General features: G+C 41.9%; 15 protein-coding genes, 2 pseudogenes and 1 riboswitch. Of the genes and pseudogenes, 8 read left to right on the forward strand and 9 right to left on the reverse strand.

The genetic code is table 11. The features are described 5' to 3' along the window. The first annotated feature begins 75 nt into the window (after window positions 1–75). Both EL087_RS07805 and EL087_RS07810 read left to right on the forward strand, forming a co-directional pair. The gene (locus EL087_RS07805; protein WP_003026319.1) at window positions 76–1020 is read left to right on the forward strand and encodes a magnesium transporter CorA family protein; all 945 of its coding nucleotides are present in this window, start codon (window positions 76–78) and stop codon (window positions 1018–1020) included. Between the two features lie 15 nt (window positions 1021–1035). After that, entirely contained in the window at window positions 1036–1713 is a 678-nt protein-coding gene (locus tag EL087_RS07810) for a DUF1129 domain-containing protein (RefSeq protein WP_117644765.1), read from the forward strand. A 179-nt stretch (window positions 1714–1892) separates the two neighbouring features. Here the strand turns inward: EL087_RS07810 and rpsR are convergent, their stop codons facing one another. Genes rpsR through rpsF form a run of 3 tightly spaced genes read right to left on the reverse strand, consistent with a single transcriptional unit; the run spans window position 1893 to window position 2962 of the window. Further along, window positions 1893–2132, reverse strand: a complete 240-nt coding sequence (gene rpsR / locus EL087_RS07815; RefSeq protein WP_000068664.1) for a 30S ribosomal protein S18 — start codon at window positions 2130–2132, stop codon at window positions 1893–1895. 36 nt (window positions 2133–2168) lie between these two features. Then, complete coding sequence (locus EL087_RS07820; protein ID WP_021002092.1) at window positions 2169–2660, reverse strand: single-stranded DNA-binding protein; 492 nt, start codon at window positions 2658–2660, stop codon at window positions 2169–2171. Between the two features lie 11 nt (window positions 2661–2671). Continuing rightward, window positions 2672–2962, reverse strand: a complete 291-nt coding sequence (rpsF, locus tag EL087_RS07825; protein WP_003026325.1) for a 30S ribosomal protein S6 — start codon at window positions 2960–2962, stop codon at window positions 2672–2674. Window positions 2963–3229: 267 nt separating this feature from the next. Between rpsF and EL087_RS07830 the strand changes: the two genes are divergently transcribed. Genes EL087_RS07830 through EL087_RS07840 form a run of 3 tightly spaced genes read left to right on the forward strand, consistent with a single transcriptional unit; the run spans window position 3230 to window position 5560 of the window. Beyond that, a complete protein-coding gene (locus tag EL087_RS07830; RefSeq protein ID WP_126407835.1) occupies window positions 3230–4273 on the forward strand; it encodes a bifunctional glycosyltransferase family 2/GtrA family protein in 1044 nt (347 codons plus the stop codon). After that, window positions 4270–5175, forward strand: coding sequence for a phosphodiester glycosidase family protein (locus tag EL087_RS07835; RefSeq protein WP_126407837.1), 906 nt, complete (start codon window positions 4270–4272; stop codon window positions 5173–5175). Before EL087_RS07830 ends, EL087_RS07835 begins: the two co-directional genes overlap by 4 nt. Beyond that, window positions 5150–5560 (forward strand): hypothetical protein, encoded by a 411-nt coding sequence (locus tag EL087_RS07840; protein ID WP_049533362.1) that lies wholly within the window; start codon window positions 5150–5152, stop codon window positions 5558–5560. Before EL087_RS07835 ends, EL087_RS07840 begins: the two co-directional genes overlap by 26 nt. A 234-nt stretch (window positions 5561–5794) precedes the next feature. Here EL087_RS07840 and EL087_RS07845 read toward each other — a convergent pair whose 3' ends face one another. The 6 genes and pseudogenes from EL087_RS07845 to metE all read right to left on the reverse strand — a co-directional run bounded on the left by EL087_RS07845 (window position 5795) and on the right by metE (window position 12968). Continuing rightward, window positions 5795–6397: a histidine phosphatase family protein gene (locus EL087_RS07845; protein ID WP_003030549.1), complete on the reverse strand. Its 603-nt coding sequence runs from the start codon at window positions 6395–6397 to the stop codon at window positions 5795–5797. Continuing rightward, on the reverse strand, window positions 6398–6991 hold the full coding sequence (locus tag EL087_RS07850; protein ID WP_003030523.1) for a histidine phosphatase family protein: 594 nt from the start codon (window positions 6989–6991) through the stop codon (window positions 6398–6400). An 11-nt stretch (window positions 6992–7002) separates the two neighbouring features. Next, a complete protein-coding gene (locus EL087_RS07855) occupies window positions 7003–7845 on the reverse strand; it encodes a Cof-type HAD-IIB family hydrolase (protein WP_126407839.1) in 843 nt (280 codons plus the stop codon). A 12-nt stretch (window positions 7846–7857) separates the two neighbouring features. Beyond that, window positions 7858–9327 (reverse strand): annotated as a pseudogene (locus EL087_RS07860) (glycoside hydrolase family 1 protein). A 223-nt stretch (window positions 9328–9550) separates the two neighbouring features. Then, window positions 9551–10405, reverse strand: a pseudogene (metF, locus tag EL087_RS07865) (methylenetetrahydrofolate reductase [NAD(P)H]). Window positions 10406–10718: 313 nt separating this feature from the next. Further along, window positions 10719–12968, reverse strand: a complete 2250-nt coding sequence (gene metE / locus EL087_RS07870) for a 5-methyltetrahydropteroyltriglutamate--homocysteine S-methyltransferase (RefSeq protein WP_126407841.1) — start codon at window positions 12966–12968, stop codon at window positions 10719–10721. 264 nt (window positions 12969–13232) lie between these two features. Next, window positions 13233–13320: riboswitch (TPP riboswitch) on the forward strand. Between the two features lie 83 nt (window positions 13321–13403). Here metE and EL087_RS07875 point away from each other — a divergent pair. Genes EL087_RS07875 through EL087_RS07885 form a run of 3 tightly spaced genes read left to right on the forward strand, consistent with a single transcriptional unit; the run spans window position 13404 to window position 15950 of the window. Then, window positions 13404–13964: an ECF transporter S component gene (locus EL087_RS07875; protein WP_126407843.1), complete on the forward strand. Its 561-nt coding sequence runs from the start codon at window positions 13404–13406 to the stop codon at window positions 13962–13964. Window position 13965: 1 nt separating this feature from the next. Beyond that, entirely contained in the window at window positions 13966–15300 is a 1335-nt protein-coding gene (locus EL087_RS07880) for an ATP-binding cassette domain-containing protein (protein ID WP_126407845.1), read from the forward strand. After that, window positions 15297–15950, forward strand: a complete 654-nt coding sequence (locus tag EL087_RS07885) for an energy-coupling factor transporter transmembrane component T (RefSeq protein ID WP_126407847.1) — start codon at window positions 15297–15299, stop codon at window positions 15948–15950. The genes EL087_RS07880 and EL087_RS07885 overlap by 4 nt, the downstream gene beginning before the upstream one ends. The last annotated feature ends 16 nt before the right edge of the window (window positions 15951–15966 follow it).

Consider the following 15966-nt stretch of genomic DNA (forward strand, 5'->3'; position numbering starts at 1 on the left):
CTACAATCTTTTACCCAAAAACTCGGAATTTTATAGTATAATAGTACGGTGTGCAAATAACTGAAGGAGGAAAACATGAAACAAGTCTTTCTATCAACAACAACTGAACTTAAAGAAATTGATACGCTTGAGTCGGGGACTTGGATCAATTTAGTCAACCCTTCTCAAAGTGAGTCTACTGAAATTGCCAACGCCTTTGACATTGATATTACGGACTTACGAGCACCCCTTGACGCAGAGGAAATGTCTCGTGTTACCATCGAAGATGAATATACCTTGATTATTGTGGATGTTCCAATTACAGAGGAGCGAAATAATCAGACTTACTATGTAACCATCCCTCTAGGGATTATTATTACCGAAGAGGCGATTATTACCACCTGTTTGGAAAAACTCCCTTTATTGGATATTTTTATCAATCGACGACTGCGTAATTTCTATACTTTCATGCGTTCGCGCTTTATTTTCCAAATTCTTTACCGCAATGCCGAGCTTTATCTGACAGCGTTACGCTCTATTGACCGCAAGAGTGAGCAGATTGAAAGTCAACTGCACAAGTCCACTCGCAATGAAGAATTGATTGAACTCATGGAGCTTGAAAAAACGATTGTCTATTTCAAAGCTTCCTTGAAAACCAATGAGCGCGTGATTAAAAAATTGACCAGCGCTACAAGCAATATTAAGAAATATTTGGAAGATGAGGACTTGCTGGAAGATACACTCATCGAGACCCAGCAGGCGATTGAGATGGCAGATATTTATGGAAATATCTTGCACAGCATGACCGATACGTTTGCTTCTATCATTTCAAATAATCAAAATAACATCATGAAAGCTCTAGCTTTAGTGACGATTGTCATGTCCATTCCAACTATGATTTTTTCAGCCTATGGAATGAACTTCAAAAACAATGACTTACCGCTCAACGGGGAACCTCACGCTTTTTGGATTATTATTTTTATCGCCTTTGCGATAAGTGTTTCCCTGACTGTTTACCTTATTCACAAAAAATTATTCTAATTAAAAGGAGATCTTATGACACAAGTTTCTTTGGATAAATTAAGCAAAAAGAATCAAGAATTTGTCCGTATCGCAACTCACCAACTCATCAAAGACGGAAAAACAGACGAAGAAATCAAAGCCTTGCTAGAGGAGATTATCCCAACAATCCTTGAAAATCAAGCAAAAGGCATCACCGCTCGCGGACTTTATGGAGCACCAACTGTTTGGGCAGCAAATTTCTCAGAAGCAAAACAAAAAGAAGCTCAGACCGTCCAAGAAAATACCAACCCTTATCTTATGATTATGGATGCTTTCTTATTTGTCTTTAGTTTGTTTGCTATTTTAAATAGTAGTGTTAACTTATTCTCCAAAAATCCTAGCAATTATGGCGTTGTGACGATTGTACTTGGTAGCGCGGTGGGGGCACTCGTATTTTACGGAATGTACTACTTTATTTACCGTTTTTATTATGCTGACCAAGACCAAAGTCAAAAACCACCATTTTTCAAATCGCTTCTTATCATTTCAGCTGCTACGATTTTGTGGGCTGTTGTTCTTTACGGAACAACCTTCCTGTTGCCAGCAGTTTTAAATCCAAAACTGCCGAACTTATTTATCCTTGTGTTTGGTGGAGGAACTTTGGCACTTCGTTTCTATCTCAAAAAGAAATTCAATATCCGCAGTGCTTTAACCGCACCAAGACAACTTTAGTCATATTTTTATTTGAACATCCGCTTGTTTCAACAGGTGGATGTTTTAATAAGATCTAATAAGTATTTTTGACAACCGTTTCAAACAATTTTGAGCATAAGAAAAGCAACCTATTTAGTTGCTGATTGAGTTTTAAAAAATGAGCATGATTTTATGAAATTCATGCTCATTTTTATATTTTAGTCTTCGTTTACGAAAGGCATTAAAGCCATTACGCGAGCGCGTTTGATTGCTGTTGTTACTTTACGTTGGTTTTTAGCTGAAGTTCCTGTTACACGACGAGGAAGGATTTTCCCACGTTCTGAAACGAAACGGCTAAGAAGCTCAGTATCTTTGTAATCAACATATTCAATCTTGTTTGCTGCGATGTAATCAACTTTTTTACGGCGTTTAAATCCGCCACGACGTTGTTGAGCCATGTTCTTTCTCCTTTATATCATTATTCTGTTTGTCCATTAAAATGGTAGATCGTCATCTGAGATATCCATTGGATTGGTATTGCCAAATGGATTTTCATCACGAGAAAAGTTGGGTACTTGATTGACAGAAGTTGAGTTCCCAAAATTGGAAGATGAATTTCCGAAGTTATTAGAAGTGTAGCCACCAGAAGATTGACCTTCACGGCTGGCACGGCTTTCTAGCAGTTGGAAATTGTCAGCTACCACTTCTGTCACATAGACACGTTGACCTTGCTGGTTTTCGTAGTTACGTGTCTGAATCCGACCAGTAATTCCGATAAGAGCTCCTTTTTTAGCCCAATTTGCAAGATTTTCTGCCTGCTGGCGCCAAATCACAACGTTAATGAAATCTGCTTCTCTCTCGCCACTTTGATTTTTAAAGTTGCGATTGACAGCAAGAGTAAAAGTTGCGACCGCTTGATTTTGCGGAGTATAGCGAAGTTCGGCATCTCGGGTCATCCGACCCACAAGTACAACGTTATTTATCATAGTAGCCCTTCTTATGCGTCAAGTTTGACGATCATGTGACGAAGAATGTCAGCGTTGATTTTTGAAAGACGATCAAATTCATTCAAAGCGACAGCATCTTCAGCTTCAACGTTCACGATGTGGTAAAGTCCTTCACGGAAATCTTGGATTTCGTATGCAAGACGACGTTTTTCCCAGTCTTTTGATTCAACAACAGTTGCACCGTTGTCAGTCAAGATAGAGTCAAAGCGTGCTACCAAAGCGTTTTTTGCTTCTTCTTCAATGTTTGGACGAATAATATAAAGAATTTCGTATTTAGCCATTGATTTTTCCTCCTTTTGGTCTAATGACCCCCAGACATTGCAAGGGGTAAGTGAGGTTTTCTCACGAATAACTATTATACTAAACTTTCTGGTAAATAGCAAGAAAAATTCGATTTTTGTTTTTGTAAAAAGCACAGTTTTTCCCTATATTCCATTACCCATTCCACTTCAAAACCTTAAAAAAAGCTGATATCAGTTAGTTTTAAGCTATGCTCTATATACTGTTGTGTAAATTTTCTATCACTTTTCTAAGAAAGGAGTAAACGCATGAACTATTTAGTCATTCCTGCTTACAAACCTGACCTTCATCTTATTCATTTGTTGCAAAAGGTGAAGGAAAAGAGCTCGCTGCAAATCATCGTGGTAAATGACGGCAGTCCAGCTAACGATGATTCCATTTTTCGAGAAGCACAGAAATATGCTACTATTCTATGCCATACAACAAATCAAGGGAAAGGGCAAGCGCTGAAAACAGCTTTTTCTTATATTGATTCCTTAGGTCAATATGGGGCAGTGGTCACAGCTGATGCAGACGGTCAACACAAAGTTTGGGATATTTTCCGAGTGAGCAAAAAGGCTCAAGAAAACCCTAATCGGTTGATTTTGGGAACTCGATCTTTTTCTGGTAACGTTCCTTTACGTTCGGCTTTTGGAAATAAATTAACACGATTTCTGTTTAAGCAACAGACTGGTGTTTCCGTGACAGACACCCAAACAGGACTTCGTGGATTTACAACCAACATGATTCCATTTATGTTGAAGGTTGAAGGGCGGCGTTATGAATATGAAATGAATATGCTGCTAGCTGCTTCCAAAGAATACCCTATCATTGAAGTTCCAATTGAGACGGTTTATATCAATGACAATCAAGCTTCTCACTTTAGACCGGTACGAGACGGGCTTATGATTTATAAAGATATGTTTAAGTTTGCTCTCTCTTCAATTAGTAGTTTTTTGATTGACTATATCGTCTATGCTCTCGCCCTCTTTGTGCTTGCTGCGGTACCAACTAGTCTCAAAATTTTACTGGCAAACGGAGTGGCTCGTGTCACGAGCTCGATTTTCAATTATTCCGCAAATAAAAAACTGGTCTTTAAAAATAAAGACAGTGTCGCCAAAACAGGGACTGGTTATTTCGGTTTAGCCTTGGGCTTGTTTATCCTTGACACCCTTTTGATTAGACTCTTTTATGCCATCTTCGGTCTCAATTTGCTGATTGTTAAAATCATTGTCGGCGCTCTACTTTTTTGCCTATCTTGGCTCGTGCAAAAAAAAATTATTTTCAAGGAAAGGACTCATACCTTATTATGAAATTATTTAAAAAATCCTATGCTTATGCCAGTCTCTTTGGTATTTTGCTAACAGGATCATTTACCCATTCAATGCTAAAAACCTTTGTCTTGTCAGAGTCTATTACAACTGTGAAATCTTCTTCAAGCTCGACAAGTACAACTGCTGCTAAAGCCACAACAAATGCTACAACGACTGATACGAGCTATAAAGACGATAATATTTCAGTAAAGATTACTACAAAAACCGTCAGCAACACGAAAGTATACATTGCAGATATTACGGTCAGCTCGCCTGAATATCTCAAAACCGCTCTAGCGCAAAATACTTATGGAAATAACGTGACTGCTAAGACTTCTGTCACAGCAGCCAATAACAACGCCATTCTTGCTATCAACGGAGACTACTACGGAGCCAACACGACTGGCTATGTCATCCGCAATGGTGTTGTCTATCGAAATACCGTTCGTGAAGATGCTAGTAATGGCGATCTAGCAATTTATAAAGATGGGAGCTTCGGAATTGTTTACGAAAATGATGTTTCTGCTGATGACTTGGTTAAAAAAGGTGTTGTAAACCTTCTCGCTTTTGGTCCAACTTTGGTTGAAAACGGTAAGATTGCTGTTTCAAGCAATTCGGAAGTGGGGCAATCCATGTCTTCCAATCCGCGTACAGCTATTGGAATGATTGACAAAAATCACTATATTATCGTTGTATCAGACGGTCGAACTTCAGAAAGCGCGGGACTTTCTCTCTATGAACTCGCAGAAGTTATGAAATCTTACGGGGTGAAAACAGCTTATAACCTTGACGGAGGAGGATCGTCTACTCTTTACTTCAATGGTAAGGTCATCAATAAACCAACAACAAACGGAACAATTTCAGAAAGGGCGGTGAGTGACATTGTCTACATCGGTTACTAAAGCAAGCAAGAAACGGTTCAAAAAGACAGCCGTTGTCTATGCCTTAATCACAATATTTTTCTTCATTTTTAGTCGTATTTACGAGCACTTCAGCTTTGGTGAGACTTCAGTTTATATGCATTATCTCTTTGGAGTGCCACTAATAGGAGGAGTGGTGCTTCTGATTTTCCAAAAAATGATTCCTAATCTTTCACGGCTCAGTCTCAATCTTTGGAATTCTGCGGTTGCAACCATTGCTACTGGCGTTCTCTTTCGTGGCATTGTCAACCTGTCTGGACGCTCCACCACAATGGACCTCCCCTACTGGTACGTAGGAGTAGGACTTGCTGGATTAGCCCTACTCTCCATGATCTTCACCAGAAGCGTGTGGGTGACAGAAGAATAGCTTTTATAATATTGCAGATCTCGAAAAATTCTTCGAGATTTTTCGTAAAATACTTGAGCTCAGGATAGTTTACTAATGCAATCACCTACAGAAAAAGGAAATTTGAGAAATTACATATAAAAAGAAAGAAAATGATGGTTTTGGTCATCATTTTCTTTCTTTTATTCAACTATTAAACAGTCACTCTATGCTATTTTCTCTATAAGAGATTAAGCGATAATAAGTAAGTTGCCGTTACAAGTCATAGACCGTTTTAGCCAATGGGTCAATAACTTGTCGAAGCAGAAACTGGTCGTTTTCATATTGGTAATGACAAATGGCACAGTTACTGAAATAAATATTAGGATCAGGCAAATAGCCTACTTTTAGATAAAAAGCCCACATAGCGCCACCGTGACTGACGACCAATGTTGGATTCTCAACAGCAGGCGTTTTTTTCATGACTTCTGTCAGAGAGGTCAGCATGCGTTCTCCTACTTGAGCCACATCTTCACCCCCATAAGGCACGTATAAATCTTCAAAAGACACCGCACCAGCTCGAAACTTGGGCTGCAATCTTTCTGGCTGAGCTTCAAAAAGTCCAAAATTCCACTCTTTCACCCCCTTGAGACGGGTGTAATCTGTTCGACCAGTCACAATTTCCAAGGTATCAGAAGCCCTCTCTTGAGTGGAAGAGTAGATACCGCCAAATTCAATGCCATTTTTCTCGAAAAAAGCTCGCGCTTGCTTGGCTTGCTCTATACCTAAATCAGTCAGCGGTGAATCACACACTCCTTGCACCAACCCTTCTTGATTGAAAAAAGTTTGACCATGCCGCATTAGATATAAATCTTTCATTTACGCTTCCTCCCAGCCGCTAAAATCGTGACCAATCACTTCTTCTAGGTAAAATTGGTCATGTTCAAAAGTAAACTTCAAAATACCACAATTTGTCATGTGACCCAACTCATCCAGTTGCCAATTATCTTTCCAAGCACGAGCAAAATTAGCCATAGCACCACCGTGAGATACCATGAGAACAGACTTGCCTTTCGTTTCTTGCATGAGCTGTAGGATGGTTGCAGCCGTGCGCTCTCGAACTTGGTCTTGAGATTCGCCACCATAGGTCACAAAAAAATCTTCATATGGCAAAGGAGGATTGAGGTCTTCACTTTCTCCTTCAAAGGTTCCAAAATTCCATTCCTTGAGGCCTTTAACTCGCTGATAAGGAAGACTACCATTTGTAACAATTTCTAAAGTATCGCAAGCTCGCTCAGATGTTGAGCTGTAAGCCGCATCAAACGTAATTGCTGCATTTTTAAAATATTGCCTAGCCACCTGAGCCTGATACACTCCTAAGTCCGTCAAAGGGGCGTCACACCAGCCTTGAATCCGATGCCGCTTATTGAATAAAGTTTGTCCGTGTCGCATCAAATAAAGTGTTTTTGTCATAAAATATTCCTCTAAAGAAGTTCTAATTTTTCAAAGGCATTGTAGAGACCGTCCTCGGCCACATCATCTGTCACCATATCCGCCATGGCTAATATTTCTGGGCCGCCATTGCCCATAGAAACCCCAATTTGACAATATTCCAACATCGGAATGTCAATCTTGGCATCTCCAAAAGCAATTGTATCTTCTTTTTTTGCCCCCAAATGCTCTAGCAGTACATCAATCGCATGTGCCTTCGTAATATCCTTAACTCCTAGATCGCCAAAGAGAGCTTCCTCTCCACGACCACCCCATGTACCAGCCTTGAGCTCTGGAAAAGCTTCCTTAGAGTCCAAGTGATCCTGATAAGAAGTGAGAATAAAGCTGATTTTATTCAGATCATCTCGGTAAAGCTCGCCACCAAAGACCATGCCGTGCATCACATCTTCAACCTCTTGATGTTCAACTTCCGCATCTGTTTTGCCTTTTTTCTTGGCATAAAGTTTCATGACCGGACGTGCTGCGTCACGAAAATGTTCACTAGCAAAGAGACCGTTGTTACTTTCTAAATAAAATTCCAATCCTCTCTCATGCAACCAGTCTACAACTCTCTTTTCCACTTCTAAAGGAATCAGCTGATGCATAATAACCTGGCCTTCATGCTCCACATAAGAACCATTCCCGCCAATCATACCGTCCAGACCAATATCCCAGATTTCCTGAGGCATTTCCGCCTTACTACGTCCCGTACAGACATAGATCAGATGCCCATTTTCCCGCGCCTGACGAATAGCCTGAATAGCAGATTCTGGAATGCGATTGTCATAATCCACCAAAGTTCCGTCTACATCTAAAAAGATAATTTTTCTGCTCATCTGTTGACCTTTCTATTCTTCTAAGGCTGCTGCCCCGTTTGTTTCAATCACTTTCTGGTACCAGAAGAAGGAATCCTTGCGGGAGCGGTCATAACTTCCATTTCCTTCATCATCTGCATCCACATAGATAAATCCATAGCGCTTGCTCATCTCAGAAGTAGAAGCAGAAACCAAGTCAATACAGCCCCAAGGCGTGTAACCCATAAGCTCCACTCCGTCCTCAATCGCTTCGTACATTTGCTTAATATGCGCCTTGAGATAATTGATTCGATAGTTGTCATGAATAGCACCATCTGCTTCTATCTTATCCAACGCTCCCAGACTATTTTCCACGATGAAAAGTGGCACTTGATAGCGGTCATAGAGCTTATTAAGGGTAATGCGCAGACCCACCGGGTCAATTTGCCAACCCCAATCAGAGGCTTCTAGATAAGGATTTTTTTCACCCATTGAGAAATTACCGGCAGTCTTTTCACCAGATGCTTCCTCTTGAGCGCGTACCACAGAGGACATATAATAACTAAAGGACATGAAATCAACTGGGTATTGTGCTAGAAGCTCCAAGTCACCATCTTCTATCTGCAATTCAATACCATTTTGTTTGAAAAAGCGTTGAGCATAACTTGGGTATTCCCCTCTGACTTGTACATCCGAGAAGAAAAGATTTTCATGATCTTTCTGAATCTCCTCCATGACATCCAAAGGATTGCAGGTAGCCGCATAAGCTTGCATACGAGCAAGCATCATACCGACTTTGAAGTCTGGGTTGATTTCTCGCGCTGCTTTGACTGCTAAACTGCTAGCTACAAATTGGTGATGTGCTGCTTGATACAAGTCTTGGAAATTTTGTTTCCCGTCTTCAAAAAGCAGTCCGCCGCCAACATAGCCAGAAATGCCCATAATATTGATTTCATTAAATGTCAGCCAATATTTCACCTTATTTTTATAACGTTCAAAAACTGTCCGCACATAGCGCTCGAAAAAGCCAATAACTCGGCGATCCTTCCAGCCACCGTACTCTAATGCCAAATGAATCGGTGTCTCATAGTGCGACAGGGTCACCAAAGGTTCGATGCCATATTTATTGAGTTCATCAAAAACTGCGTCATAGAAAGCCAAGCCTTCTTCATTAGGCTGGGTTTCATCTCCCTTGGGAAAAATTCGACTCCAAGCGATAGAGAGGCGGAAGGTTTTAAAGCCCATTTCCGCGAAAAGAGCAATATCTTCCTTGTAATGATGATAAAAGTCAGAGCCCCAGCGCTTAGGGTAGAGTCCTTCCTTGTCATTAAGAGCAGCTTCTACTTTTGCTTTGGTCATGGGCGCAGAGAAACCTTCTAAATTTTGACGTTCTTCAGGTCGCACTGCTTTAGCTGTACCAGATGTAGCCGGACCACGCCCACCTAAATTTCAGCCACCTTCATACTGATTGGCAGCAGTCGCACCACCCCATAAAAAGCCATTCGGAAACCGTTTTTCTGTCATTTCATTCACCTCATTCTTTGATTACTTCTATTATACTCTTTTTTGAAACCCTTTTCTTGTAGAATAGTCAGAGATAATGATACTATTCTTTCATTATTTAATATTTCCTATCTATCAGAAAACCAAAAAGAGCGCATTTTCAGCACTCTTTCAAGGTTTCTAGCTGCAACTGCAGAACAACAAAGGTCAGAACATCCTGTTCCCAAAACAAGTCAGGACATGCTTACTTATCAAAAAATGTATGCGTCGCTTTATAAATTCGATGAGCAGTATCGGAATTGTTCATTGTATATAAATGAACGCCTGCCACATCTTGAGTGACTAAGTCAACAATTTGGTCAATCGCATAAGCTAATCCTGCTGCTCTAAGTGACTCTGGATCGTGTTCATATTTATCTAGAATAGAGCAAAATTTTCGTGGTAAATAAATGTTTTCACAGGTTTTGAGCAAACGAAGAGCTTGATTTCAGTTTAAAATCGGCATAATCCCCGCATGAATAGGAACCTCAATCCCTGCTAAGATACATTTATCTTGAAAATCGTAAAAACTCTCATTATCAAAGAAAAGCTGTGTTAAAAGGCTGGAACAGCCGGCATCCACCTTCTTTTTGAGATTTTGGATATCTGAGATTTGATTGGGCGAGTCCGGATGACCTTCCGGATAGCAGGCCCCCACAATCTCAAAGTGAGGAGCTTCTTTCTTAATATACTCAATCAAATCTGTTGCATAGACGAAATCCTTTTGGGGCTCCACATCTGGGAGGATATCCCCTCTGAGTGCCAATACTTTATGAACACCTACCTTATCAAGTGCTGTCAGAGTTTCTGTAACCATTTCCTTAGTCAGATAAACCGCAGGCAGGTGAGCAATGGTCGGGATGTGCAGGTCATTGCGGATAAAGTCCGCCAGACGCACCGTCGTTTCTTCAATATTGAACTTATTATTACTCGCTGTAACACTGATGAAATGAGGCACCAGATCCTGCATTTCCTTCAGGGCCGCCATAATCTTTTCATTGCCTACTGCTGGATTGGGAGGAAATACTTCAAAAGAGAGAGACGGGCTTGGGCTAGACATGTTTTACAATTCCTTTACTAATACTCAATGAAAATCAAAATTAGACGCGAAAGCGAGACGAGGTTGCAGATAAAGCAAACCTAGTTTGCATCAAAAGTACTGGAGTTACATAAGAGAAAAGCTTCGCTTTCTTTATTTGCAACCTCTAACAGTCTCCCAGACAATTTTTGACAGGAACTGCATTCCTTTTATCCGCAACTTTCAACAGTCCACTGGACTGTTGAAACTGGCAAAGTATCATGTTGATTTTCGAAGAGTATAAGACAGCAAGGGCAGGGTCAGGTCCGCCCTTCTGTCAGCTCTTATTTTTTGATTAAAGTTTTTCACGCGCTGCCTTGGCTGCCTCTACCAGGCGGACCAGGCTGGCCTTGGTTTCAGTAATACCACGCGTTTTCAGACCGCAGTCAGGATTGATCCAGAGCTTGCGGCTCGGCACCTTGGTCAGGATGGCTTCGATGGTGTGGTCGATTTCCTCTTCATTTGGTACACGAGGAGAGTGGATATCGTAAACTCCAGGTCCCACTTCTGTCTGGAAGTTCTTGGCCTTGAGCTCATCCAGGATTTTCAGGTTGGAGCGGCTGGCCTCAAAAGAGATGACATCCGCATCCATGTTGTCAATGGCCGGAATGATATCGGTAAACTCTGAGTAGCACATGTGGGTATGGATCTGGGTATTCGGTGCTACGGTAGAGTGGACCAGACGGAAGGCCGGAATAGCCCAGTCCAGATAGTCTTCATACCAGTCGCTACGACGGAGCGGCAGCTTTTCACGCAGGGCAGCTTCATCGATTTGGATAATCTTAACGCCGGCAGCTTCCAGGTCCAGAACTTCGTCCTTGATGGCCAGAGCAATCTGCAGGGTAGAGTCCTTGATGGAAATATCTTCCCGTGGGAAGGACCAGTTGAGGATGGTTACAGGTCCCGTCAGCATTCCCTTAACCGGCTTGTCAGTCCGACTTTGAGCATAGCTGGACCATTTAACAGTAATCGGGTTGAGGCGGGTTACATCGCCCCAGATAATCGGCGGTTTCACCCCACGCATACCGTAGGACTGCACCCAACCGTTCTTGGAGAAGAGGTAGCTGGACAGGTTTTGACCGAAGTATTCTACCATGTCATTACGCTCAAATTCCCCGTGAACCAGAACATCAAAACCAACTTCTTCCTGCCACTTGATCCATTCGTCAATCTGTTCAGCCAGGAACTTGTCATAGTCTTCCTGGGACAGTTCTCCCTTACGGAAGGCCAGGCGCTTGGCCCGAACTTCCTTGGTCTGAGGGAAGGAACCGATGGTTGTCGTCGGAAGGGCCGGCAGTTTGAAGGCTTCTTTCTGAATGGCTTCGCGTTCTGCGAAGGTCGGCAGACGAGTATAGTCTGCATCTGTCAATCCAGCGATACGAGTCGCCAATTCAGCATTTTGACCGACACGCTCTGTCGCAAAGAGTTCCTTATTGGCAGCCAGGGCTTCTGCTCCGCCACCATTGCGGATGGCATCTAGGTCCCGAAGCTCATTCAACTTCTCAGCCGCAAAGGCAAAGTGCTTGAGGATGGCTTCTTCAAAGTCTTCATTGGCTGTGGTGAAAGGTACATGTAGGAGGGAGCAAGAGCTGGTCAGCACAAGCTTTTCAGCCGGAACCTGCTTCAGGACAGCTAGGCTCTTTTCATAATTATTGCACCAGATATTCTTACCGTTGACAATCCCGACATAGAGGGTCTTGTCGGCCGGGAAGCCGGACTTGACCAGCTCCAGGGTTTTCTTGCCTTCGACGAAGTCCAGACCGATAGCGTCTACCGGCAGTTCGATCAAATCAGAGTAGATATCCCGAACATCGCCGAAGTAGGTCTGAATCAGGACTTCCAGTCCCTTCTTGTCAGCCAGGAGTTTCCTGTAGAGATCAAGGAAGAGGTCCCTCTCTTCGGCGGACAGGTCCTTGACCAGGCTTGGCTCATCCAGCTGGATGCGCTCAGCTCCTAGGTCGGCCAATTTGGCAAAGACTTCCTGATAGGCCTTGGCCATGGCAGCCACAAACTGGGCAGCCTCTACCCCTTCTTCAAAGTCGGACAGCTGCAGAAGGGTAAAGGGACCTACCAGAACCGGACGGGTATCCAGACCCAGTTCCTTGGCTTCCTGGTATTCGTCAAAAATCTTGTGACCGGCCAGTTTGACCTGGGTGTCTTTTTCAAACTTTGGAACGATGTAATGGTAGTTGGTGTTAAACCATTTTTTCATGGGCAGGGCACGGACGTCCCCTTTTTCCCCTTGGTAGCCGCGGGCCAGGGAAAAATAACGCTCCAAATCAGACAGGTCCAAGCCCTGAACAGAGGACGGCACTACGTTAAAGAGGAAGGCAGCATCCAAAACGTTATCATAGTGAGAAAAATCGTTGGACGGCACTTCAGTAATCCCGTGCTCTTTGACGATATTCCAGTGCTTGGCGCGCAGGTCCTTGGCAGCAGCCAGGAGCTCTTGAGCTGAAATTTCATTCCTAAAGTATTTTTCAGTAGTGAATTTTAATTCGCGGAATTCTCCCAAACGCGGGAAGCCAATAATCGTAGTTGACATAGTCATCCTCCAAAATTTCTTGTTGACACTATCTTAACAGAAAATCTAAGCTCTGTATAATTGGAATTTCTAGGAGTTTGCTATAGTTAAAAACTATGGCAAGATTCTAAATATATATTAAGCGTTGATTTCATCGCGTGTCGTTTAACATTTTATGATTTGATATAGTTTAAGGCTATAGCAGCCGTATGCATCAAAATTTTTGAAAATCCTTTGCTTGCTATTTTTGAAAATAGATGTTAGAATAGCAACATAATAAAAAGAAAAGAACATTTGGGGTGCTGAGGCTGAGATTATACCCATGGAACCTGATGCAGTTAATGCTGCCGCAGGGAAATGTATAAGAAAGACCAAACCGTTCTAATCATTTATGTGATTAGATTTTATTTTGTCGTGCCAAAACTCCTCATCTGCTCTGTTAGAAGGAGTTTTTTTATGTTTGAAAAATGGAGTTTACGAGATGTTATCCTCTTAGCTCTTTTGGCTATTCTTTTTGGTGGGATTTTTGTCGGTTCAGGTTTTCTTTACAACATTTTGACAGCTATTTTAGCACCAGCAGGTTTGGAGCCTTTCGCCAATGAAGTCTTGTTTGGTCTTTGGTGTATGGCAGCTCCTATGTCAGCTATGCTCATTCACAAAGCTGGTAGCGCCACGATTGGAGAAGTGCTTGCAGCCCTCGCAGAGATACTATATGGCAGCCAATTTGGCATGAGCACGTTGATTTCTGGGCTCATTCAAGGTTTTGGTAGCGAGCTTGGGTTTGCTGCGACGCGATACAAACGCTACGACTGGCTAGCTCTGACTTATAGCGCCATTGGTACGACCCTTTTGAGCTTTACCTATGAATATTTCAAAATTGGTTACTATGCTTTTAACCCCGGTTTTGTCTTAGCATTGCTTATTGTTCGCTTCTTCTCTGTATTCTTTTTCTGCGCCGTTCTAGTCAAAATTATTATGAATCTTTACGACAAGATTAACCAAGCTGCTGGTAAATAAGATGAAACTAACATTAGAGCACATTTATTTTAAAGATGTCTTTAAAGATTTAACCTTCGCCTTTGAAACAGGAAAAATGACGCTCTTGATTGGTGATACCGGTGCTGGCAAATCAACCCTTTTTCGGATTTTAACGAATTTCAACGAACTAGACTTCTCTGGAGAGGTCAAACTAGGTGATACACTATTATCTCATTTACCTATTCATGAACGAGTCACCTACCTCAGTATGATGTTCCAAAATCCAAGCCGTCAATTCACCATGCCAACTCTCTATGAAGAATTGATTTTTACGTTGGAAAATCTCCAAACGCCTGCTGAACAGATTGATGCAGAAATCAAGCATGCTATCACTCTTGGGAAAGTAGAACACCTGCTCCATCGTAATTTTCTAACCTTATCTGGCGGAGAAAAACAACAAGTTTCTCTAGCCGTTCTGCTAGCTATGGATTCACAAATTATTTTGTTAGATGAACCCTTTGCTTCTGTCGATCAAGTAGCACGCAAACGCTTGATTCATTTACTAGCAGATTTGACAAAAATGGGGAAGACTGTTATTTTATGTGACCATGATCGTAGCCTCTATGCTGACTATGTCGACTGCCTTGTTGAATTAAAAAATGGGAAGCTTTTTAAACAAGATGTAGCTCTTTTAAAAAAGGCTCACCCAAGCTATCAGCTGGTACGTAAAAATACCCAGCGAAGTCCTCTCTTACAATTGCAACATGTTTCCTGTCAATTTGACAAAAAAATACTTTTTACAATTGAGGACTTTACTTTTCAGCAAGGTATTACAACACTCATCGGAGCTAACGGTGCCGGCAAATCAACTCTTTTTCGTGCCATTTTGCAATTGCAAAAATACAAAGGCAATATGAGTTATCAAGGACGAAAACTCAAGAAAAGCAAACAATTGTACCGCCATATTACTGCCGTTGTCCAAGATGCAGAGAAGCAATTCATTCGGACGACACCCACAGAGGAATTAAACCTGTCCTCTCTTTCCAGCGAAAACCAAGCAAAAGTACAAGAAGCTTTGGATTTATTTGGTTTAGCGGACAAAATGGATTCCAGCCTTTTCCACTTGAGTGGTGGGCAAAAAAAAATCATTCAATTATTATCTATCCTGACCTTGGAAACTCCTGTCATACTCATGGACGAGCCCTTTACTGGCTTGGATAAAAAAGCCTGTGTTTTTTTTGCTAATTGGATTGGAGAAAAAGCTGCACAACAGAGCTTTATTATTATTTCTCATCGCTTAGAACCCTTGGACGGCATTAGCGATTACTTGGTAGAGCTGACATCTCACGGACTGATAGAAAGGAGAGCGCTATGAAAAAAGAAGAAACAAATGTCCTAGCACTCTTGCTCCTTCTCATTGTATTGACGCTAGAAATTTCCTTTGTCCGCTCAACATGGCTCAACTGCGCTGTTGTCGTAGGGACACTTATCTACCTTACTTACCTTAGGAAATGGTGGGGCATTCTCTGGGTGTTCCTTCTGCCGTTGCTTCCGGCATTGGCAAATTTCTGGGCTATCCAGCTTCACGGCGATAAAAGTCAAGCAAGCGTTCTGTTTACACGTTCCTTTGCTTTAGCAGCTCTGGGAATGACCTTTTTATACGGCGTCAACCTCAATCAACTCTTGCGCTACTGGCATCAGAAGGGATTTCCAAGTCACTTTACTTACGGACTGCTCGTTGTCTTAAATGCTATTCCAATTATTCAAAAAGAAATCCAAGCTGTTCGCGAAGCTAGTCTCTTGCGAGGTAAAACCTTACATTTCTGGTCACCAATCTTTTATATCAAAGCTATTTTTATTGCCTTTAACTGGCGAGATTCCTATGTGGAAGCTATGTACGCCCACGGATTTGATGAAACAATCAAGCGAAGTTGTTACCGACAATTGGAAACACCCAAAAGTGCAAGCCTTGTCTGTTTCTTGATTTTCCTCATCATCAATTTAACCCTTTTTATCCCAAAGTAAGAATTTGATACAAAAA

It is taken from the genome of Streptococcus milleri (assembly GCF_900636525.1).
GTDB classification, from domain to species: domain Bacteria; phylum Bacillota; class Bacilli; order Lactobacillales; family Streptococcaceae; genus Streptococcus; species Streptococcus hominis.

Excerpts from the sequence above, each read along its gene's own strand:
- EL087_RS07805 (WP_003026319.1), top strand. The coding sequence starts at position 76 with ATGAAACAAGTCTTTCTATCAACAACAACTGAACTTAAAGAAATTGAT.
- EL087_RS07810 (WP_117644765.1), top strand. The coding sequence starts at position 1,036 with ATGACACAAGTTTCTTTGGATAAATTAAGCAAAAAGAATCAAGAATTT.
- rpsR (WP_000068664.1), bottom strand. The coding sequence starts at position 2,132 with ATGGCTCAACAACGTCGTGGCGGATTTAAACGCCGTAAAAAAGTTGAT.
- EL087_RS07820 (WP_021002092.1), bottom strand. The coding sequence starts at position 2,660 with ATGATAAATAACGTTGTACTTGTGGGTCGGATGACCCGAGATGCCGAA.
- rpsF (WP_003026325.1), bottom strand. The coding sequence starts at position 2,962 with ATGGCTAAATACGAAATTCTTTATATTATTCGTCCAAACATTGAAGAA.
- EL087_RS07830 (WP_126407835.1), top strand. The coding sequence starts at position 3,230 with ATGAACTATTTAGTCATTCCTGCTTACAAACCTGACCTTCATCTTATT.
- EL087_RS07835 (WP_126407837.1), top strand. The coding sequence starts at position 4,270 with ATGAAATTATTTAAAAAATCCTATGCTTATGCCAGTCTCTTTGGTATT.
- EL087_RS07845 (WP_003030549.1), bottom strand. The coding sequence starts at position 6,397 with ATGAAAGATTTATATCTAATGCGGCATGGTCAAACTTTTTTCAATCAA.
- EL087_RS07850 (WP_003030523.1), bottom strand. The coding sequence starts at position 6,991 with ATGACAAAAACACTTTATTTGATGCGACACGGACAAACTTTATTCAAT.
- EL087_RS07855 (WP_126407839.1), bottom strand. The coding sequence starts at position 7,845 with ATGAGCAGAAAAATTATCTTTTTAGATGTAGACGGAACTTTGGTGGAT.
- metE (WP_126407841.1), bottom strand. The coding sequence starts at position 12,968 with ATGTCAACTACGATTATTGGCTTCCCGCGTTTGGGAGAATTCCGCGAA.
- EL087_RS07875 (WP_126407843.1), top strand. The coding sequence starts at position 13,404 with ATGTTTGAAAAATGGAGTTTACGAGATGTTATCCTCTTAGCTCTTTTG.
- EL087_RS07880 (WP_126407845.1), top strand. The coding sequence starts at position 13,966 with ATGAAACTAACATTAGAGCACATTTATTTTAAAGATGTCTTTAAAGAT.
- EL087_RS07885 (WP_126407847.1), top strand. The coding sequence starts at position 15,297 with ATGAAAAAAGAAGAAACAAATGTCCTAGCACTCTTGCTCCTTCTCATT.